Origin of the sequence: Sphingomicrobium sp. XHP0239 (genome assembly GCF_039555325.1) — a bacterium.
Classification (GTDB): Bacteria; Pseudomonadota; Alphaproteobacteria; order Sphingomonadales; family Sphingomonadaceae; genus Sphingomicrobium; species Sphingomicrobium maritimum.
The window spans coordinates 454,099-474,046 of sequence record NZ_CP154608.1 but is presented as its reverse complement, the minus strand read 5'-3'; the positions used below and the strand labels follow the sequence as shown (position 1 = coordinate 474,046).

The 19,948-nt window shown below is 65.3% G+C and carries 17 protein-coding genes; 8 read left to right on the top strand and 9 right to left on the bottom strand.

Features of this window, described 5'->3' with window-relative positions; translation table 11 throughout:
- Positions 1-13: 13 nt before the first annotated feature.
- From WJT74_RS02360 to WJT74_RS02345, 4 genes are all read right to left on the bottom strand, one after another.
- Positions 14-4,195, bottom strand: a complete 4,182-nt coding sequence (locus tag WJT74_RS02360) for a translocation/assembly module TamB domain-containing protein (protein WP_343346394.1) — start codon at positions 4,193-4,195, stop codon at positions 14-16.
- 2 nt (positions 4,196-4,197) lie between these two features.
- Positions 4,198-6,201, bottom strand: coding sequence for an autotransporter assembly complex protein TamA (locus WJT74_RS02355; RefSeq protein WP_343346393.1), 2,004 nt, complete (start codon positions 6,199-6,201; stop codon positions 4,198-4,200).
- A 141-nt stretch (positions 6,202-6,342) separates the two neighbouring features.
- Positions 6,343-6,552 carry a hypothetical protein gene (locus WJT74_RS02350; protein ID WP_343346390.1) on the bottom strand — a complete coding sequence of 70 codons (210 nt, stop codon included), beginning with the start codon at positions 6,550-6,552 and terminating at the stop codon, positions 6,343-6,345.
- Between the two features lie 74 nt (positions 6,553-6,626).
- Positions 6,627-7,283 (bottom strand): S24 family peptidase, encoded by a 657-nt coding sequence (locus WJT74_RS02345; RefSeq protein WP_343346388.1) that lies wholly within the window; start codon positions 7,281-7,283, stop codon positions 6,627-6,629.
- A gap of 98 nt (positions 7,284-7,381) precedes the next feature.
- Here WJT74_RS02345 and WJT74_RS02340 point away from each other — a divergent pair, with 98 nt between their 5' ends.
- Both WJT74_RS02340 and WJT74_RS02335 read left to right on the top strand, forming a co-directional pair.
- On the top strand, positions 7,382-7,555 hold the full coding sequence (locus WJT74_RS02340; protein ID WP_343346386.1) for a hypothetical protein: 174 nt from the start codon (positions 7,382-7,384) through the stop codon (positions 7,553-7,555).
- On the top strand, positions 7,555-7,887 hold the full coding sequence (locus WJT74_RS02335; protein WP_343346383.1) for a hypothetical protein: 333 nt from the start codon (positions 7,555-7,557) through the stop codon (positions 7,885-7,887). Before WJT74_RS02340 ends, WJT74_RS02335 begins: the two co-directional genes overlap by 1 nt.
- A gap of 68 nt (positions 7,888-7,955) precedes the next feature.
- Here the strand turns inward: WJT74_RS02335 and WJT74_RS02330 are convergent, their stop codons facing one another.
- Entirely contained in the window at positions 7,956-8,492 is a 537-nt protein-coding gene (locus WJT74_RS02330; RefSeq protein ID WP_343346380.1) for a type 1 glutamine amidotransferase domain-containing protein, read from the bottom strand.
- Between the two features lie 82 nt (positions 8,493-8,574).
- Between WJT74_RS02330 and WJT74_RS02325 the strand changes: the two genes are divergently transcribed.
- The 4 genes from WJT74_RS02325 (at position 8,575) to WJT74_RS02310 (ending at position 12,770) form a co-directional block, all read left to right on the top strand.
- On the top strand, positions 8,575-9,624 hold the full coding sequence (locus tag WJT74_RS02325) for a DNA topoisomerase IB (protein WP_343346378.1): 1,050 nt from the start codon (positions 8,575-8,577) through the stop codon (positions 9,622-9,624).
- A 45-nt stretch (positions 9,625-9,669) separates the two neighbouring features.
- Positions 9,670-10,962, top strand: coding sequence for a mechanosensitive ion channel family protein (locus WJT74_RS02320; protein WP_343346376.1), 1,293 nt, complete (start codon positions 9,670-9,672; stop codon positions 10,960-10,962).
- A 153-nt stretch (positions 10,963-11,115) separates the two neighbouring features.
- Positions 11,116-11,571, top strand: a complete 456-nt coding sequence (locus WJT74_RS02315) for a MaoC family dehydratase (protein WP_343346373.1) — start codon at positions 11,116-11,118, stop codon at positions 11,569-11,571.
- A gap of 17 nt (positions 11,572-11,588) precedes the next feature.
- Positions 11,589-12,770, top strand: a complete 1,182-nt coding sequence (locus WJT74_RS02310; protein ID WP_343346371.1) for an acetyl-CoA C-acyltransferase — start codon at positions 11,589-11,591, stop codon at positions 12,768-12,770.
- A gap of 326 nt (positions 12,771-13,096) precedes the next feature.
- Here WJT74_RS02310 and WJT74_RS02305 read toward each other — a convergent pair whose 3' ends face one another.
- Positions 13,097-14,362 carry a metal-dependent hydrolase family protein gene (locus tag WJT74_RS02305; protein WP_343346369.1) on the bottom strand — a complete coding sequence of 422 codons (1,266 nt, stop codon included), beginning with the start codon at positions 14,360-14,362 and terminating at the stop codon, positions 13,097-13,099.
- Between the two features lie 86 nt (positions 14,363-14,448).
- Between WJT74_RS02305 and WJT74_RS02300 the strand changes: the two genes are divergently transcribed.
- Positions 14,449-15,060, top strand: coding sequence for a DUF4126 domain-containing protein (locus WJT74_RS02300; RefSeq protein ID WP_343346367.1), 612 nt, complete (start codon positions 14,449-14,451; stop codon positions 15,058-15,060).
- 20 nt (positions 15,061-15,080) lie between these two features.
- Here WJT74_RS02300 and WJT74_RS02295 read toward each other — a convergent pair whose 3' ends face one another.
- Positions 15,081-15,995 (bottom strand): hypothetical protein, encoded by a 915-nt coding sequence (locus WJT74_RS02295; protein ID WP_343346365.1) that lies wholly within the window; start codon positions 15,993-15,995, stop codon positions 15,081-15,083.
- A gap of 110 nt (positions 15,996-16,105) precedes the next feature.
- The gene (locus WJT74_RS02290) at positions 16,106-17,335 is read right to left on the bottom strand and encodes a polyhydroxyalkanoate depolymerase (protein ID WP_343346363.1); all 1,230 of its coding nucleotides are present in this window, start codon (positions 17,333-17,335) and stop codon (positions 16,106-16,108) included.
- Between the two features lie 138 nt (positions 17,336-17,473).
- On the opposite strand from WJT74_RS02290, the gene WJT74_RS02285 reads away from it, so the two are divergent.
- Positions 17,474-19,237 (top strand): ABC transporter transmembrane domain-containing protein, encoded by a 1,764-nt coding sequence (locus tag WJT74_RS02285; RefSeq protein ID WP_343346360.1) that lies wholly within the window; start codon positions 17,474-17,476, stop codon positions 19,235-19,237.
- A 9-nt stretch (positions 19,238-19,246) separates the two neighbouring features.
- Here the strand turns inward: WJT74_RS02285 and WJT74_RS02280 are convergent, their stop codons facing one another.
- Entirely contained in the window at positions 19,247-19,930 is a 684-nt protein-coding gene (locus WJT74_RS02280; protein ID WP_343346358.1) for a hypothetical protein, read from the bottom strand.
- Positions 19,931-19,948: the final 18 nt, after the last annotated feature.

Genomic DNA, 19,948 nt, shown 5'->3' with positions numbered 1-19,948 from the left:
TGGCCGGGCAGGATCAATAGTCCCGCTGATAGCGCGCATTGACCCCTGCCCGTCCGATCGAACTGATCTCGGCCAGCAGCGCCAGCCAGTTGGTGACCTGGAACTCGGCTTGCGTGGCGGTATATCCCTGTCCGTCGGTGATGACTTCCACATACAGCCGCCGCGTGATGTACTTACCCGCACCGATTGCCGTCCCCTGCCCCGTGGCGATGTCGGCGGGCAGGATCCGCAGTCGGTCGAGCCCGATGGCGGTCCGTACCGCATTGATGGGATCGAGCCCGCCCCCGCCGTCCTGAAGGCTGGCGACCGCGGCTCCAAGCTGGAGCAGTTCGGCCGCCGACAGGTTCGCGACCGACGTGCCGAACAGCAGTCGAGAAAGGATTTCGTCCTGGTCCGAAACGCCCGGGCTTGTGAAGCTGATCTGCGGTTCGAGCGCGCTACCGGTGACGCGGACCTGCGCGTCGATGCCTACCCCGTCGGCGACCGCCAGCACGTCGATCGTCGGGTTGGGTGGCGCATTGCCGTTGAAGTCGATGTCGCCGCGCTCGACGCGGAAGCGTCGACCCGCGAAATTATACTCGCCCCGCAGCAGGTCGGCGCTGCCGGTGATTTGCGGCTCGAGTGCACTGCCCGCGATCGACACATCGGTCGTCCACGTCGATTCGAGCCCCAGCCCCGTCACCGACAGCGGCCCGCCCGCCACATCGATGTCCAGTCTCCACGGCGAAATGCGCTCCTGCTCGATGATGAGGTCGGGATCGAGCCCGCGTTCGATCACCTCGATGCTAGCAACCTCGGCCACACGGCCTGCGCGGCCGAGTGCGTAGCGTCCCTCGTCGAGCTGGAGATTCCCGGAGATCAATCCCCCGTTCCCGCGCGAACTGATGCGAAGGGGCCCCGTCACGGTCGCCGCAATATCGTCGCGCGCAAGGAGCCGCGCGTTGGTGGCACGGATGCCGAGGTCGATACCGATTCCGCCCGGCAGGAAGGTGAAGTCCCCGCTTCCCGACAGACGGCCGTTTCCGGGCGTCGTGCCGGTCATGCTTTCCACGATCAGCCGCGATCCGCGGAACCTGCCGCGCGCGTCGAGATTGTTGACGACCGTGCCGGTCACCGGACTTTCTAGCTTGGCGCCATCCAGCCGAAGCACACCCGAAATTCGCGGACGCAGCAACGAACCTCGTGCATCCAGCGCCACGTCGAGCGGCCCGGTCAAATCGAACAGTTCGACATTCGACAGGCGCCACAGGGTCCCCGCCGGCCCGTCGTACCGGATCTGCGCGAACATCGGCGCGGCGAGCAGTGCGCTGGCGATATTGCCCGACGGTAGCGGCGCGAAACGGACCTGTCCGCGCCCGAGCGACTGTCCGTCGGTCTCCATCACCACCCGTGCGCCTGCCTGGTTCCCCTCGATTACCGCGTTCACCGCCATGTCGATCGGCTGCGAGGCCAGAAGCAGTCCCGATCGGCTGAGATCGCGAACCTGGAAACTTGCCCGCCCGTTGCGCGTGTCGGGATTGTAGGACGCCGTGCCGCTGACCGTGCCGGTAAGGCCGAGATCGGGCGAGATCAGGTCGGCCAGCCGCAAGGGCATTCCCGTCAGCGCGATGTCGATCGGCCCGCCACTGCCAGCCAGGCCGGATACGCGGGCCCGCCCACGGCCGTAGCGTAGGTCGACGTCGGACAGCAGCCAGCCATCCTCGGTCTGACGGAACACCGCCGGCTGGACCAGCGCCAAGCGCCGTCCCTGCAACATCCCTGCACCGGAAATCGAAATGCTGTCGGGCGTGAAATTCGCCTCGAGATCGAAATCGAACTCGCTCTGCCGGCTTCCGTCCAGCGATGCGGTGATGGTTCCGACCAAGTTCTCCAGCCGCCCGCTGCCGGTCACTCGGTCGAACGTGAGCCCGGCGATGGTCGCGCGGTCGAGTGCGAAATCGAAATCGGCGCTCAGCCCCGCCTCGCGCAGCAGGATCACGCCGTCGAGCGTGCCCGAACGGGCCGCGATGGCAGGCGGTCCGGGGAAGGCAGCATTGTCGAAAGTCAAATCGAGCGCGATTCGCTGACCCGCCTCGCCGGATCGAAGTCCGCGCGGAACGCTGAGGTCGATCGTGCCGCCGATCTCGCCGCCCGCGAGGTTCAGTGTCCCGTCGAACCCGCCCGGAACGATGGCGAGCCGTCCCGATCCGCTCGACCCCGCCACGGTCAGATCGGCGACGTCGATCGCCGCCTGCCCGCCGCCGCGCGGAAGCAGGATGTTGCCGTTCGACGTGAACGGACCGAACCGGCTGCCACCCTCAGCGACATAGGAGAAACCCGCCGCATTAGGCCGGAGTGCGATGGCCACGTCGTTGAGCCCCAATGCCTCGTTCGGACTGGCGAGCACCAGATCGACCGACGGTCGGGACAGCCGGCCGTCCATCGAAAGGGTAACCGGTCCATACCGTTCGTGGGTCCCGCTCGCCTCGAACCGGTAGGTGCCGTCGCGTCGCCTGAAACCCGATCCCGAAAGGTCGAGAAGCGGGCTTTCCAGCCGCGTTTTGCTGAACCGGATGATGCCATCGGCTCCGCGCGACAGCCGCGTCTCGATGACCGGCAGTCCGCCCAGCAATCCGGCAAAGAAACGATTGTCCAGCCGTCGCACCCGTGCGGTCGCATTGCCTTCGAACTGGACGCCGCCCGCGCCTGGCACGATGTTCAGGTCCGTCGTCACATCGACGATGCCCACGCCGGGAATGAGATATTGGGTGAGGTTGGCCGACAGGACGAAATCGATCGCACCGGATGAGAAGTCGATCGTCAGAACGCCGGTCCCCTCGGCCTTGTCCGACCGGAACCGCAAATTCTCGCTCACCAGTTCGCGATCGGACACGACCAGCGTCGTGTCCAGCGACAGGTTGCGCAGGATCGCCTCGAAATCGGCGCCCAGCCCGACCACGCGGCTCGCGCTGGCGGTCAACGGCACCCGGCGGGGAGAGCGCGACCATCGCCCGCTGCCGTCCGCTTCGAGATCGTAGAGGGTCAGTGCGTCGACATTCAGCACCGGGCTGTTGAACCGATAATCGTAATCGAAGGTCGAGAAGGCACCGTCGAGGTTCGCCACCACCCGCAGCCGCTCGCCACCCAGATCGGCCAGCAGCGCATCGGGGCGCCGCACGTCCATTCCCACGTCGAGATCGACGAAGCGATTGGTGCCGAGGTCGATGCCCCCACCAAGGACCGCCCGCAACGCCGCGCTGGTCAGCATGGCGTCCCCCGCCACGACATTGTCCTCGAAGGTCAGTGCGGCATCCACGACCACCCCGCCCTCGACGAGCCGCGCGACCGTTCCCGAAACCAGCGGCGAGGGATCCACCCGACCCTCCAGATTATAGGTACCGGCGTCGAGAAGGATCGAAAGGTCGATCGCCTCCACGTCTCCGATCGAACCTTGCGCGGTGCCATTCCACGCGGTCCAGCTGCCTTCGCCTTCGACGTCCAGACGGATCGCCTCGTCGAGCCCCGCCAGTTCTGTCAGCACCCCGTCGTCGGGCGACGCCAAAGCGAGATCGAGGTCGAAGCGATCATCGTCGGGCGCCGCGTCGAGGCTCAGTGCGATCCGGTCGCCGCCGGCGAGCGCGGCCTGCAATTCCACCAGCGCGCGGCCCGCTCGAAGCGTGACCTGCCCCTTCATCGCTCCTTCGCGGCGCGTACCCGTGACCGCTTCCTCGACCACGACCCGTTCGACGTTCAGCGCGCCGATATAGATGTCGATGTCGGGCAGGATGGGGTCGTCCGGATCGCTGTCGACAGGGCACAGATCGGGCACCCGCAACATCGTCAGCGTATCGATGGCGAGACGGTCGATATGGATGTCGCGGTACAGATAGGCGAGCGGCGACCAATCCATCTCGGCGCGGTCGATGGTCACGAAGGCGCCGTTCGGGTCCCGCACTTCGACGTTTCGCAGGACAACGGTATTGTAGATCGATCCCTCGATCCGCCCGATCCGAAACTCGGTGCAGTCCTCGTTCTCGAGGGCTGCGATGCGATCGGCGATGAAGCGATGCCCCGGTCCGCTGTCGAGCAGGAGAAGCCCCACCGCCACCAGTCCGATGAGGATTAGTAGCAGCGTCAGCAATTCTTTGCCCAGCCGTCGGCTCACCCGTTTGCCGAGCGACCTTTTCCTGGGAATCTCCTCGTCGTCGCGCGCCATCGTCAGAAAGCCTGCCCGAGCCCGACAACGACCGCCACCGGCCCGTCGCCTTCCCGCGGGTTCAACGGCGTGCCCACATCCACCCGGAGCGGTCCGAAGTTGCTGTGATAGCGAACGCCGATGCCGACCCCGACCTGCCAGTCGTCCTCGCCCGGGAAGGCATCGCTGCTGACGCGCCCGGCGTCGACGAAGGGCACCACCGCGAACTGCCCGAAGACTCGGTAGCGCGCTTCGAGCTGCACTTCGCTCACGCTCTTTCCGCCCACCGGGTCGCCGAATTCATCCCGCGGCCCCAGCTGCTGGAAGCCATATCCGCGAACCGAGCTGCCCCCGCCGGCATAGAGGCGCCGCGACGGCGCGATCTCGAGCAGGTCGGTGCCGGTGATCGTCCCGGTCTTCAGCTTGCCCGCCACCACCAGTTGGTCATTGATCGGCTGGTAGTAGGTTCCCTGGATCCACGACCGGACGTACTGATCGCGGTCGCCCTGAAAACTCACTTCGGGGCTGACGAAAGCCGAAACGGTAAAGCCCTCGGTCGGGTCGAGCAGGTCGTTCGACCGGTCCCATTCGCCGGTCAGGGGAAGCGCTCCGATGAAGTAGGTCAGGCGCTGCGGTTCGGGCAGCGGAATGGGTTCGCCATCCTCGTTCTCCAGCCGCGGTCGGCTGTCGACTTCGCGCGTCGCGATCAGCTCGACCCCAGCCCCCCAGGTCCATTCCTTCTGCCACAGGAAATCACTGACCCGTTCGACCCGGCCCGACAGCTGGATCGTCTCGGCTTCGTAAGCCTGTCGGTCGATGTTGGACGCGAGCGCGGTCATGCTCAGCCGCTGATCGCGCCGCAACCAGTTGGAACGGACCATCGAGGCACCGAGGAGCTGTTCCTGCGTACCGAGAATGCCACGAAGCGTGAGCGCGCCTTCGGGGTTCCAGAAATTGCGGTGCTGCCATTCGCCCTCGACGCGGAAGCCCTCGCCCGTGCCGAACCCGACCTCGGCGGCGATGGTCCGGGTCTGTGCGGGCTCGAGCCGTACCGCGACGTCGACCACCTCATTGCCCTCGCGCGGCTCCGTTTCGACCACGGCCGAACTCACCAGTCCCGTCTCGATCAGCGCGAGGCGAAGGTCGACGATCTCGTCGCGATTGTAGATCTCACCGGGTTCGAACCGCGCGATCCGTTGGACATGACGCGGAGGAAAGGGCGGATTGCCTTCGACCGTCAGCGTTCCGTAGCGCGCCACCGGACCGGTGGTGACCGGCTGAACGAGGGTGGCGGTCGCGGTAGTGTAGTCGATGATGACCTGCCGCTCGCCCAGCTGCGCCGTCGCGTATCCGCGCTGGCCCAGTTCGTTGGTCAGCGCGACCGTCCCCCCGATCACGTCGGCGGCGACCACCGCGTCGCCCTCGCCGATGCCATAGGCTTCGCGAAGTGCTGCCTCGTCACCGTCCTGCGCTGCCGACAGGCCCGGAAACTGCACGTCGGTAAAACGGAACTGCTGCCCCGGATCGACGGTGTAGCGGACCAGCAACGCCTCGCCCTGCGGCACATAGGAAAGGTCGATCGTGGCGGCATAGTAGCCGCGGCTGTCGAGAATGCTTTCCAGCAGCAAGAGATCGGTCTGCGCCCGCCGGTCGATCTGCGCCGCATTGTCCGCATCGCCGCTCGTCTCGAGCGTAGAGAGGATATCGAAGTCGGTCTCGATGCTCTCCGCTTCGTCGTCGGGCAGACCGACCAGTTCCCAGCGATAGTCGCGAATGTCGGCTTCGAGCAGCGCTTCCTCGTTCGCGCTCGCCTCGTCCTCTTCGGCCAGCAGATCCTCGAGCGGTTCGAATTCCGGATCGGCTTCCTCGCCGCGAATCTCGGGCCAGTCGAGATCGAGGCCGGGCAGCGGATCGAGGGGCGCGTCGGGGTCGATCTCTACCAATGGCGGGGGGAGAACGTCGCCCTCTGCGCCGGAATCCTGCGCCCAGGCGCGACCGGGCACCATCGCCGCGCCGGCGAGTAACATGGCCAAAACCCCCCGGCGGTACGAGACAGACATAGGCGCGCAACCTAGGCGGGCATTTTTCCGTCTCCAAGCAAATTGTTAGGCCGACCCCTGCGCTCCGCGTCTCCGCCGCAGGTCCAACCGTGCCTCAAGCGAGCGGCCTCAGTGACGCGTGGCGCCCTCGACGTTCGTTGCGAGCGCGGCGATCACCCGCTCGATCTGACGCCAATGGCAGAAAAGATGGACGTTCTCGTTGCGGCGCGAGGCTTCGGCCATCGCCGCCGCTTTCAGCTGGGCGGCGGCCCCGTGCTGGTCGATCAGCCGAGTGGCGTCCTCGAGTGCGGCGCGATCGACGATAAAGGGAAGCGACATGCGCTTTTTCCTAGCGCCAGGGCGTGAACGAACCACCCAACATTGAGGGTTAACGTCGCCTTCCCGAGGCCGAACTAGCCGATGCGCCGCCCCGTCCACAGCACCCGGCCGACCACATCGAGCTCGCCGAGCGAACAACCGGGCCAGTCGGGATAGGCGGGATTGTCGGACTGGATCGTGACCGTGCGCTCCATCGGGTGGAGCGCAAGCCGCTTGACCATCAACGCATCGTCGATCCTCAGGACGTAGATGCCATCACGAAGCCGATCCATTCGGTCGGCATGATCGACGAGAATGTCGTCGCCACCCGACAGGGTCGGTGCCATCGAATCGCCTTCGACCTGGATCACCGACAATTGTTCGGGGCGTGACTGGGTCAGCCCGCGCAGCCAGTGGCGGTCAAAGGCCATTCGCGCACCGCTGTCCCGATCCTCATTGAGACTGCCCGCCCCCGCCGCGGCGCGCACCGACCGATGCCGTACCGCCACCAGGCCTCCCGCCATCTGGCCGAACGCGTTGTCGGTTTCCGGTCCCCCCAGTTCGATTTCACTGACCCCGAAGTAATGGGCGATCAACCGCCGTTCGCGCTCACCCAGAAGCTTCGGCGTGCCCCGCCGGATATATTGCTGGATGTAGGCGGGGTTCTTCCCGACCAGCTTGGAAAGCGTCGCAAAATCGACGCGATGCTCGCGGCACAATTCCTCCAGCCGTTCGCGCGGATCGTTAACCATGCGAACCGTTATAGCGTAGGTTTTTTCCTAGACAAGTAGGAAATCGCTTGGGACACAGCATGCGTGCCGAGTCGCTATGCCATCATAGGGACAAACAAGTGTATCTACTGAGAGACGTTGAGAAATTTCTGAAGTCGAACGACATCGCCGCGGCGCGCTTCGGGCGCGATGCGGTCAACGATCCGCGGTTCGTCTTCGATCTGCGCCGGGGCCGCGAGCCTCGACAGCGCACCATCGATCGCGTGCGCAGCTTTCTGGAGAAAGGGCGATGATGCGCCCGCCCCTGTCGCGCGCCGCCACCGGATTGTTGCGCCAGATCCTGGCACGGACCGACATTCCGCGCGACCGGATCCTGATCGGCGATTTCCGCTCCACGGACTGGTATTCGCTCACGTATGAGGGTGAGCGGCATGAAATTTCCTTGCGGGTCCGCGGGCATACGCCTTCGGAAGATGCAGCCGCGCTCGTTCGCGGAATCGAGGAAGCCGAGCTGACGCTGGCTGGCCACATAGTGGCCGACATCGCCGTCGCCTCCGGTCCCGACCGCCAGCCGGACGGCAGCGTCGAACTGCGGATCGAGGCCCTTACCCTGGTCGACGCATGAGGCCGCGGGAATAGGCACCGGCGACTGTTCGAGCCGCCGGTGTCCTTCCGTCGTCCTAATGGCTGTGCCTAGCCTGCGACGATCTCGGCGATTGCCTCGCAGAAGGCCGGCACGTCATCGGGGTTCCGGCTGGTGACGAGATGGCCATCGGTGCAAGCCTCTTCGTCGACCACCTCGGCACCGGCGTTCTTGAGGTCGGTGCGGATCGAGGGCCAGCTGGTGACCTTTCGTCCCCTGACCACGTCCGCCTCGGCCAACAGCCATGGCCCGTGACAGATGGCGGCAACCGGCTTCTTCGCTTTATCGAACGCCTTGATCAGCGCGATCGCATCCTCGTTGGTGCGCAGATGGTCGGGGTTGATGACCCCGCCCGGAAGCACCAGAGCATCGAAATCGTCCGCGTCGGCCTCCTCGATCAGAAGATCGGGCGTCACCATGATCGTCGGTTCGTCCTTGACCCGCCCCTGGATCGGATTGCGACTGGGGCTGGCCAGTTTCACATCCGCGCCGGCTTCGCCCAGTCGGTCGCGCGGACCCGTCAGTTCCAGTTCCTCGAATCCGTCGGTCGCCATGATCAGCACCTTCTTGCCGTCGAGATTACGCATCGTGTGTCTCCTTGTTCTTTGATTCATCGCTCGGAACCCCGAACGCATCGGAACGCTCTACTATCCGAAAGGAAGACAGGCCGTGCGTGACTTGCGGCATTCCAGCGACGACGAACCCGGTTTTTCCCGTGTCCGTCGTGGCAAGGGCTGGAGCTATCATGACGAGGGCGGGACCCGGATCGACGATGACGACGTCATCGCGCGACTGAACACGCTCGCCGTCCCTCCGGCCTATGCCGACGTGTGGTACTGCCGCGACGCGAACGGCCATATCCAGGCCACCGGCATGGATGAACGCGGACGCAAGCAGTATCGCTATCACGACGATTATCGCGAGCTTGCAGACGAAGCGAAGTTCGACCGATGCGTCGAGTTCGGCAAGGCGCTGCCCAAGATCCGTAAACAGGTCGACCGCCACCTGCGCCGCCGCAAATTGCGCCGCGAACCCGTCCTTGCCGCGATCGTCCGCCTGCTCGACACCGCGCATCTGCGGATCGGCAACCGCGCCTACGCGAAAAGCAACAAGAGTTTCGGCGCCACGACCTTGCAGCACCGCCACGTCAAGAAGCTGAAGACCCGCATCAAGCTTCATTTTCGTGCCAAGCATGGCGTGGAGCGCGACGTGACGGTCACCGACGCCTCGCTCAATCGCATCGTCGGGGGGCTCCACGATCTGCCGGGCCAATCGCTGTTCCAGTACCAGGACGACAAGGGCGAGCTTCGCCAGATCAGCTCGAGCGACGTCAACGCCTATCTCAAGGAGATCAGCGGGACCGACTTCACCGCCAAGCATTTCCGCACCTGGGGCGCCTCGCGTCTCGCGTTCGAGGAGATGGAACAACAGCTCAAGTCGGGCGAGAAGGTCACGCTGAAATCCATCGTCGAACCGGTGGCGCAGGCGCTCGGCAATACCGCCGCGGTGACCCGTTCGAGCTATATCCATCCCGCGATCATCGACGCGGTCAAGGACAGGCCGCTCGACCCGCTCGCCGACGCCAAGCTCCCGACCCGCGGGCGCAAGCGACTGGAACGGAGCGAGGCCCGCCTGATCGCCTTTCTCGAACCCGGCGCCCTCAAGCCCAGCAAGCGCAAACGCCTCGCCCGCTTCCTGAAAGGCCGCGCTCCGGCGTGACGCCCGGCTTGATGTCAGGCACGCTTTTCTCCTAGTGCCGCGGGCATGACCCAGACTACCGACACGCTGTCCGACATCATCGCCGATGACGAGGCGGCCATCGCCGATGCTGCAGAAACCGTCGAACGCCCGCTGGTCGACACGTGGAACTGGGTCGGAACCAACTGGGAAGAATTGCTGATCGGCGGCGCCGTCGCCCTCGGCATCGTCGGCATTCTCCTCATCCTTCGCATGATCGGCCAGAGTTACCGGACGCGCACCAAGGACCGCACCAGCTGGAAGGGCATCATCGCCGGCGTCTTCGCCAAGACGAAGGTGCTGTTCATGGTCGTGCTGGCCGTCGACATCGTCATCAACCAGACCCGCGTGCCCGAACGGGTCGACGGCTTCTTCGACACGCTGCTGGTGATCATCGCCGCCATCCAGGGGGCGATCTGGATCCGCGAACTGATCCTCGGCGTCGTCAAATCGAAGGCCGCGCAGGAAGAAGACGATCCCGATTCCACCCTCGGCAACGCCATCAGCATCATCCGCGTGTTCATCAACGTCGCGGTCTTCGCGCTCGCCGGGCTGTTCATTCTCGGCAATCTCGGCGTCAACGTCCTTCCGCTCATCACCGGCCTCGGCATCGGGGGCATCGCCATCGGTCTGGCCGCCCAAGGCATCTTCGAGGATCTGTTCGCGGCGCTGTCGATCGTCTTCGACCGTCCGTTCCGGCGCGGCGACGCGATCAACTACGGCTCCACCTTCGGCACGGTCGAGAAGATCGGACTGAAGACCACGCGGCTGCGCGCGATCACGGGCGAACAGATCATCATCGGCAATACCCAGTTGCTCGACCAGGAAGTGAAGAACATCGCGATGGCCGAGCGCCGCCGCGTCGAGATTCCCTTCGGAGTGATCTACCAGACCCCGCCCGACAAACTGGCACGGATGAAGGCACTCGTCGAAGGCACCATCGCCGACAACGAGGACATCGTTCCGGTCCGGACCATCTGCACCGGCTTCGGCGACAGCTCGATCGACTTCCTGTTCGTCTACGATCACTACACGACCGATTACGAAACGCTGGTGGGCACCAAGAGCCTGGTGCTGATCGCGATCACGCGCCTGTTCGCAGAAGAGGGCATCGAATTCGCCTATCCCACCCAGACGACCTTCACCTCCGCGCCCGACGGCACGATGATCATGCCCTATCCGGAAAACGGGTTTCGACTGGTCGAGGAGGAGACGGACGCCGCGCCGGCCAAGCCCGTGGCGGGCGGCTCCGCTTCCCTCAAGGGCGGACAGCGCATCGAAGGCCCCGGAGCCAGCGATACCGACGGCGACGAGGGGTAAAAGTTCACTCCTGCAATCTGCGGTTTTCCCGGCTGTCCGGGAGCACCGCGTTCCGATCGAGGTTTCTCCCTGCCTCAGGCGCTGACCGCGCTGTCACCGCGAGCTAACCCATTCCCCTTGCCCTTTCCGCTTACGTAAGTGTAAGCAGCCGCCATGCCCGTTGCCTCCCTCGACGACATGCAGTCTGCCATCGGCACCGAAATCGGCGTTTCCGATTGGATCGCCGTCCCGCAGGAGCGGATCGACCGGTTCGCCGACGCGACCGAGGATCGGCAGTTCATCCACGTCGACGAGACGCTTGCGAAACAGACGCCGTTCGGCGGCACGATCGCGCACGGCTTCCTCTCGCTGTCACTGCTGAGCCGGATGGCCGCCGACGTCATGCTAATGCCCGAAACGACCAAGATGGCCGTCAATTACGGCCTCGGCAAAGTGCGTTTCCTCAAGCCCGTCGCGGCAGGGAAAAAAGTGCGCGGCCGGTTCGTTCTGACCGCAATGACCGAAAAGGCACCCGGCCAGTTATTGACCCATCATCACGTCACCGTCGAAATCGAGGGCGAGGACAAACCCGCGCTCGTCGCCGACTGGCTCGGCCTCATTTTTACCTAAACACAGGAGATCACCCCATGTCCCGCGACGCCGTCATCGTTTCCACCGCCCGCACCCCCATCGGCAAGGCCTACAAGGGCGCCTTCAACGCGACGCTCGGCCCCTCGCTCGGCGCGCATGCCGTGAAGGCCGCGGTCGAACGCGCCGGTATCGAGGGCGGCCATGTCGAGGATTGCGTCATGGGCGCGGCGCTGCAGCAGGGTAGCCAGGCCCCCAATATCGCCCGCCTCGTCGCGCTGCGCGCCGGCCTCGGCGTCGACGTGCCGGGGATGAGCATCGATCGCCAGTGCGCCAGCGGCCTCATGGCCATCGCCACCGCCGCCAAGCAGGTCATCACCGACCGCCAGGACGTGGTCGTTGCGGGCGGGCTCGAGAGCATCTCGACGGTTCAGACCCCCGAGATGCGCGTCCAGCCCGATCAGGCGTTGATCGACATGCACAACGCCACCTACATGCCCATGCTTCAGACCGCGCAGATCGTCGCCGACCGCTACGGCATCAGCCGCGAACAGCAGGACGAATATGCCGTCGAGAGCCAGCGGCGCACCGCCGAGGCGCAGGAAGCCGGCCGTTTCGATGACGAGATCGTCCCCGTCACCACCATGCAGATGGTCAAGAACAAGGAGACGGGCGAGACCTCGATGCAGGAAACCACGATCGAGAAGGACGAGGGCAACCGCCCCGGCACGACGCTTGAGAACCTGCAGAGCCTCCAGCCCGTCCTCGGCCCCGACACCACGATCACCGCAGGCAACGCCAGCCAGCTGTCGGACGGCTCCAGTGCCAGCGTCATCATGGAAGCGAAGGAGGCCGAGAAGCGCGGCCTGACCCCGCTCGGCCGCTATGTCGGCATGGCGGTTGCGGGCGCGGAGCCCGACGAAATGGGCATCGGCCCGATCTTCGCCATTCCCAAGCTTCTGAAGAAGTTCGACCTGAAGGTCGACGATATCGGCCTCTGGGAACTGAACGAGGCGTTCGCGGTGCAGGTGCTCTACTGCCGCGACAAGCTCGGCATCGACAACGACATCCTCAACGTCGACGGCGGCTCGATCTCGGTCGGCCACCCGTACGGCATGACCGGCGCGCGTTGCACCGGCCACGCGCTGATCGAAGGTAAGCGCCGCGGCGCGAAGTACGTCGTCGTGACGATGTGCGTCGGCGGCGGCATGGGCGCGGCGGGTCTGTTCGAAGTTCTGTAGGGCCCAAGCGCAAGCCAAGCGGAGCGAAGCGCGCGCGGGACCTAGGCGAGAGAGCCTGAAAATGCTGCCGACGGGGTCGCACGGCGAACCCGGGCGACCGTTGGGGGCAGGCCGCTCTGCCCCGTTCCGCCCAACGCAAATGCGAACTTCGATAGAAAAACGGCGCCGGGTTCATGCTCCCGGCGCCGCTTCCCTCGCATCGCCATGCAAGAAGCCCCTCCCTGCCCGCGACGGCAATGGGCGAGACCTCTGATTACCGATGTAATCGACTACAGACGTGGTCGCAAGCCCGTTGGTCGAACCGACCGGCGCTCCGGTCGTGCGCGCTAGTCGATAACGTTGCCCCGCGCCATTACCCAATCCACTTCTTCCAACACGCTGACGTTCGAATAGGGGTCGCCGTCGAAGGCGATGATGTCGGCGCTCATACCGCTTTCGACGCGGCCGATTTCGCGGCCCATGTCCAGCGCATCCGCAGCGACCACCGTGATGCTGTCCAGAGCCTGTTGCGGCGTCATGCCCGCCCGTACGAGCAGTGCCAGTTCCTCGGCGTTGCGGCCGTGATCGAACACCCCCGCGTCGGTGCCGAACGCGATCGGAACGCCCATCGAGATCGCGGTGCGGATCGGCTTGCCGACCTGGTCCATCACTTCGCGGATCTTGGCGTCGACCGTCGGCGTGTACATTCCCGCCGCCATGCCTTCGCGCACGCCCTCGAACGCCAGCAACGTCGGCACGAAATAAGTCCCCGTCTCGCGCATCTGGCGCAGCGCCGCCTCGTCGGCATAAGTGCCATGTTCGATCGTATCGACGCCTGCGCGCGCCGCCGCCTCGATCCCGCGCGCGCCATGAGCGTGCGCGGCGACCTTGAGGCCGAGCGAGTGAGCGGTATCGACGATCGCCTCCATCTCCGCATCGGTGAAATGCGCTTCCAGTCCCCGACCCTGCTGGGACAGGACGCCGCCCGTGGCGGTGATCTTGATCAGGTCCGCGCCGTTCTGGCTGGCGAGCCGTACCTTCGCGGCACATTCGACCGGCCCCGTGCAGTTGAAGCCGCCGTCCAGCGCCTCGTTGATCTCCGGGCGGAAGCCGTTGACGTCGCCGTGTCCACCGACGATCGCAATCGTGCTGCCCGATGAAATGATGCGCGGACCGGTGACATAGCCTTCCTCGACCCCGCGGCGCAGCACGTAGGCGGACTGCGCCCCGCGGCTGCCGACATCGCGGATGGTCGTGAAGCCCGCCTTCACCGTCAGTTCGGCATTCTTCACGCCCACGATCACGCCCCATTCGTCGGGAGTCGTCGCGGCGCGCCAATATTCGCCCGACGGATCGCCCGTGATATGGGTGTGCAGGTCGATCATTCCCGCCATCACCGTCTTGTCGGAAAGGTCGTGGACGGTCCCCTGGCGCGGCGCGTCGAGCCCGCGCGCCACCGAGACGATCCGTCCATCGTTCACGACGATCGTGGCGGGACCCATCGCTCCCTCCCGCGTATCGGCGATGAGATTGCCGGCGAGGATCGTGTCCTGCGCGGCGGCGGGCGCCGCAATCGCGATCACGGAAGCGGCGGCAAGTAAAGCTTTCAACATGGCGGATCTCCTGAAACGGTCGGACGCGATGCTGGAGCGGCCGACCGCGCTTGGCAAGAGGTCCACGAAACGGCAAACTGGCGAGGATGGACGCCGTCGAACTCGTCGCGCTCGCCGCCTCGACCAGCCTGCTCGCGGGCTGGCGGCTCTATCTCGTCACCTTCATCACCGGATTGGGCATGAAGTTCGGCTGGGTCCCGTTACCCGAACAGCTGGAAGGCATGCAGGTCCTCGCCAACAATTGGGTGCTCGCCCTCGCGGGTGTCGGCACCTTTGCGGAGTTCTTCGCCGACAAGGTGGCATGGGTCGACAGCGCGTGGGATACGCTCCACTCGATCCTGCGGCCGCTGGGCGGGGCCCTGCTCGGCCTTGCGATCATCGATGCGGGCGATCCGGCGTTCCAGGTGGCGAGTTTCCTGCTGGGCGGTGGCGCCGCCTTCATGGCGCACACCGGAAAGGCCAGCGCGCGCACGGTTGTCAACGCTTCGCCCGAGCCCGTCAGCAACGTGGTGGTGAGCACCGTGGAAGACGTCGCGACCGGTGGACTCTTGGCGATGGCAATCCTCAATCCGGTCGCCGCCGCCATTGTGGCCGCGCTGGTCGTCGGCCTGACCTTCTATCTCGTCATGCGCGCACGATCGCTCATCGCCCGCGCCTTCGCGCGCCTGAGCCCGGATCGAGACCGCACCAAGTTGTAGGCACGTCCCGCCGTAGAACTTTATTCTTCGAGAGGCGTCAGCTCGGACCGATCGATCAGGTCGTCGACCGGCGTCGCGTAGATCGCCTCCATCTCGTCGAACTCGGCCTGCCCGGTGTCGCCCTTGCCCTGCATTCGCCAGGTGATCGTCGGGGTGAAATAGGATCCGCGCGTCGGGAAACAGTTCGCATCGGTAGCCGGCTCGAATCGCGCGCGCTCCAGCAGGATCGCGCACGTCTGCGCGAGGATGAGCGGGTCGCCGCCATAGGCCGACAGCGAGCAGTCGACGGCCTTCCCCTCTTCGTCGATCAGCAGGAAGGCGCGCGCCATTCCGCCGACCCCCGCGCGCATCGAACGAGACGGATAATCGGTCGATCGAAACAGCGATCGCACGTCGCCCTTCGCGCCGTCCGCACCACCCCGCGGGCCGTCCGTCAGCCCCGATCCATCGACGTTGTACAGGATACGCAGTTTCTCGACGCAGTCGGCCAGAAGGCCCGATACCTCGTCGATCCGCGACAGGGGCATGGAAAGCCGATCCCATTCGGTGTCGAGAACCATTTCGCTCGCCTCGGACAAATCTTCGGCGCGAAGCGGTACGGTGAATCGCGTGACCACGGAATCGCTTTCCCGGTCGCCGTAGCGGATCAGCTTGGCATCGTGACGCTGCCCGGCGAACTGGACCGAGCCCTTTCCGCCCTGGGCATCGCGCCGATAGCCATCGACGATCGAGACCACTTCCATGCTGCGCAGATGCGCTGCGGGCTTGAAGAAGACCGTGACGGCATCCTCGTCCGCATCGCGGAACTTGCGGGCGGCGACACAGGCGCGTTCGCCGAAATTGACTTCCCACTGGCCATCCGGCTGCAACGGCTGCGCTTGCGCCTGCGTCGCCCCTGCCATCGCCACCAGACCCGTCAGCAATCCCGCTGCCATCAACACGCTCCCCTCGTCACCACGTCTTTACCAGCCCCGCTATCGCCACTCGGGCGCGATGATAGCAGGACCTGAACATCAGTAACGAGATGACGCCTCGCGGCAAGCTTCTACGCGTGGCGAGCGATGAACTCCTCGACCACCGGCGCGATCTGGTCGCGCCATTTGCCGCCGTTGAAGATGCCGTAATGGCCGGCGTCCTTGGCAAGATAATATTGCTTCTTGTCCTCCGCCAACCCGGTCGCGAGGCTCAGTCCGGCCTTTGTTTGGCCGACGCCCGAGATATCGTCGCGCTCGCCCTCAATCGCCAACAGCGCGGTCTCGTCGATATCGCCTGCATCGACGATTTCGTCGTGATGCGTGAACTCGCCCTTGGGCAACAGGTGCCGCTGGAAGACGACGTCGACGGTCTGCAGGTAGAATTCGGCCGTCATGTCCGCGACCGAACGATATTCTTCGTAGAATTCGCGGGTCTTGTCCGCGCTCTGCTCGTCACCGACGACCAGATGCTTGAACATCTCCCAATGGCTCATGACGTGATCGCCGAGATTCATGGTCATGAAGCCCATCAGCTGCAGGAACCCCGGATAGACCTTCCGCCCCGCACCCGGGTAGACGTAGGGCACCGTTGCGATGGCGTTCTGCTGGAACCACGCGTGCGGCCGCTGGGTCGCGACGTTGTTCACCGCGCCGGGGCTTTCGCGCGTGTCGATCGGACCGCCCATCATCGTCAGCGTCTTGGGTCGAGCGGGATGGTCGTCGCGGTTCATGATCGCGGTCGCCGCATAGGCGGGAACCGCGGGCTGGCACACCGCCATCAGGTGCGGACGCTTGCCCGTTTCCTCGAGGATGGCGGCGCATTGTTCGACGAGATAGTCGATATAGCTGTCGAGATCGAAATGCCCGTCCGCCAGCGGAACGTTCTTCGCGTCCTTCCAGTCGGTGATGTAGACATCGTGCGCGGGGAGCATTCGCTTGACCGTCCCGCGCAACAAGGTGGCGAAATGGCCCGACATGGGCGCCACGATCAACAGCGGCTCCTGCCCCTCGATGCCTTCCTTGCGGAAGTGCAGCAGGTCGCCGAACGGCTTGCGCAGCGTGATGTCCTCGTCGACCGGGACCGCCTTGCCGTTGACCTCCGCCGCGGTGATCCCGAATTCGGGCTTCCCGCGCGGTGCGCTGGCGTGCGCGAAGACGTCGAGACCCGCCGCCATGACCGGCCCCACCGACCCGTATCCGAACGGATTGCTGGGATTGCTGAGCCATCCGGCGGAAAGGCCCGCCATTTTGCTGGCCCCAGCCATGAGCGAGCGTTGAAGCTCGTAAGCGTCGTAGAGCATTGTCATTTCCTGAAAGTTCGTCAAAATCGGTCGGTTGCCTGTGAATCTGGCCCTCGCATGCCCGCCCCGCAACCCCCTTTGTGCGATTGCGAAGAACTTGGCGGCGACAGGCCCCGCTGCTAGGCGCTCGGGTGAGCCATGAAATCCGACCCGCCTCCCAAGAAGCCCATCTCCAACCTCGCGATGGTGGCCCGCACGGCAACGCGCTACCCCGGCCAGATTGCGGGCGCGGGTCTGGCGCTGGCGCTTGCCGCCGCCGCCACGCTGGCGATCCCGCAGGGGCTGAAGCTGGTCATCGACCGCGGTTTCACCGCCGACGGCGATATCGCGCGCTGGTTCCAGTATCTTCTGCTGCTGGTCGTCGTCCTCGCGATCGCGACCGCCGCCCGCTATTATTTCGTCTCGACGCTGGGCGAACGGGTCGTCGCCGACATCCGCCTCGCTGTCCATCGCAACCTCCTTCGCCTCAGCCCGGGTTTCTTCGAGGAAAACCGACCGGCCGAGATCACCAGTCGCATCACCGTCGATACCACCATCATCGAACAGATCGTCGGCACCACCGTCTCGGTCGCGCTGCGCAACCTCGTCATCGGCGTGGGCTGCGTCGTGATGCTGTTTCTGCAGTCTCCCAAGCTCGCCGGATTGCTCGTGGCGGGCTTGCCGATCGTGCTGCTGCCGATGATCCTACTGGGCCGGAAGGTGAAGAACGTCTCGACCCGCAACCAGGATCGCATCGCCGACGTCGGGACCGTGTCCAGCGAGGTCTTCTCTGCGATGAAGATCGTGCTCGCCTTCGGTCAGCAGCGCCGCGAGACCGAACGCTTCTCGGCGGCCACCGAGACCGTGTTCGACGTCGCCAAGCAGCGCATCCGCCTTCGCGCCCTGCTCACCTTCTTCGCCATCCTCCTCTTCTTTTCGGGGATCGTGCTCGTCATCTGGCAGGGCGCGCGCGATGTGAACGCGGGCGCCATGACGGGGGGAAGCCTCGCCGCCTTCGTCCTCTACGGCATCTTCCTCGCCGGGGCGTTCGGAGCGCTGTCCGAAGTCTATGGCGAGTTGCTGCGTGCTGCCGGGGCGAGCGACCGCCTCGCGCAACTGATGCGGGTCGAACCGGACATCCTCGCGCCCGCAAATCCCGCCGCGCTTCCCGATCCGCCGCGGGGTCGGCTGACGCTCGACGGCGTGACCTTCCGCTATCCCACCCGCCCGGGCGTGGCCGCGCTCGACGATGTGTCGATCGACATCCGGCCCGACGAACTGGTCGCGCTTGTCGGACCCTCGGGCGCGGGCAAGACCACCATCTTCCAGCTCGCGCAGCGCTTCTACGATCCTGCTGCGGGCCGCGTCCTCTTCGACGGCGTGGACATCGCCACCGTCGATCCCGAAGATCTTCGCCGACGCATCGCGATGGTTCCGCAGGAAGTGATGATCTTCGCCACCTCGGCCCGTGACAACCTGCGCTACGGCCGCTGGGGCGCCAGCGACGAAGACATCTGGGAGGCTGCCCGCGCGGCCCACGCCGAGGATTTCCTGCGGGCCCTGCCCGACGGCCTCGACACCTATCTAGGCGAAGGCGGAGCACGCCTGTCCGGGGGGCAGCGTCAGCGGCTGGCGATCGCGCGGGCACTCGTACGCAAGGATGCGCCGCTCCTCCTGCTCGACGAAGCGACCAGCGCGCTCGACGCCGAGAGCGAGGCGCGGGTCCAGGCTGCACTCGACGACCTGATGGGTCAGCGTACGACCATCGTCATCGCACACCGCCTCGCCACCGTTCGCGCCGCGACGCGGATCCTCGTGTTGGACGAAGGGCGCATCGTCGAGCAGGGCACGCACGACGAACTCCTCGCGCAGGGCGGTCTCTACAGCCGCCTCGCTCGCCTGCAATTCTCCGACGCCGCCTGAAGCTTCCTGTCAGGTCAGCAGCAGGTCGAGCCCGATCGACAGCGCCGCCCATCCCCCCAGAACGAGGAGCGCGTGGCCGAACGCTTTCCAGCGCGAGATATCTAGCGTCCGGTGAAACCAGCGCGCCTCGACCAGTCCGATCCACAGGATCGCGATCAGCGACCCGCCGAGAATGAACGCGAGAAACAGAGCCGCCCGCTCTTCACCGGCCTCGTGCGCGCCGACCTGCGCAGCGGTCGTCAAGGCGGCGAACCCGGCAGCGGCATAGCAATGCGCATAGAAGGGCGCCTTCATCGTCGATTTGGACACCACGATATGCTGCAGCCCGAGCTGGCGGACCGTCGCGAACAGAGGGAGCAACCCGAAATAGACGATCTGATAGGCAAGCAGATTGCGATCGTCGGCCATGAAGCCTTCCAGCACTCCACCCTCAAACTGCGCGGTCTCCGCCGACGGGTCCACCCCCAGCATGATGAAATGGCCGAGCGCCAACGTAATCGCGAGGAACAGCGGCGGTCCGATGCGGTCGCCGAACGCAGGCTCGTCGTCCTCGTCCATCTGCCGTGCGGTATCTGACATCAACGCGAAGGGTCGGAACAGGACGCGAAGCAAAGTGCGCGGATAGAAATACAGCCAGGACAGGATCTCGAACACCAGGTCATCGAGCGACTTGATGAGTTTGAAGAAGTCCACGCGTTTCCCCCGGCCTGC